General features: G+C 67.6%; 1 protein-coding gene. It reads left to right on the top strand.

Going from position 1 to position 897, the window contains the following annotated elements:
• Window positions 1–137: 137 nt before the first annotated feature.
• On the top strand, window positions 138–897 hold a 760-nt coding region (locus tag FLV34_RS39425; protein ID WP_147945603.1), incomplete at its 3' end, for an IS256 family transposase.

The raw sequence follows: 897 nt of genomic DNA, 5'->3' as shown, positions 1-897 counted from the left end.
TAGCGTCCATGGGAGTGGTGTACGGGTGATCTTTCCCTTGGTGCGACGGGAGAGATCCATGTGACAAGAGACGGCCACTTCGTAATCCTTCGATTCGCACATTCAGACACGAAGGGGATGAAGTGGCCGTCAATGACATTGTGCCCGCTGCCGGGGACTACTTCGACGAGACTCTCGCCGCGGCGAGCCCGGACCTGCTGCGCACGATGATCCGCGAGTTCGCGCAGCGGATGATGGACGCCGAGGTCGAGCAGCTGTGCGGGGCCGGCTACGGCGAGGTCAGCAGCGAGCGGGTCAACTCCCGCAACGGCTACCGCAGCCGGGAGTGGGACACCCGGGCCGGGACCATCGAGCTGGCCATCCCCCGCCTGCGGTCGGGGTCGTACTTCCCGGACTTCCTGCTGGACAAGCGCCGCCGGGCCGAACGGGCGCTGACCAGCGTGGTGGCCACCTCCTACCTGCTGGGTGTGTCCACACGGCGGATGGAAAAACTCGCCGAGTCGATGGGCATCACCAAGCTGTCCAAATCGCAGGTGTCGAAGATGGCCGCCGAGCTGGATGAGCTGGTCGCCTCGTTCCGGTCCCGGCCTTTGGACGGCGGGCCGTACACCTTCGTCTGGATCGACGCGCTCACTCAGAAGGTGCGTGAGGGCGGGCGGACGGTGAACGTGCACTGCCTGATCGCCACCGGTGTCAATGCCGACGGGCAGCGGGAGATCCTCGGCCTGGACGTCGTCTCCTGCGAAGACGGGGCGGGCTGGCTGGCGTTCCTGCGTGGCCTGGTCGCCCGCGGCCTGTCCGGCGTCCTGCTGGTCACCAGCGACTGCCACGCCGGGCTACGTGACGCGATCGCCGCCACGCTGCCCGGCGCCTCCTGGCAGCGCTGCCGCACCCACT

It is taken from the genome of Microbispora sp. CSR-4 (genome assembly GCF_008033685.1).
Taxonomy (GTDB): domain Bacteria; phylum Actinomycetota; class Actinomycetes; order Streptosporangiales; family Streptosporangiaceae; genus Microbispora.
This window is presented reverse-complemented; position numbering and strand designations above follow the sequence as displayed.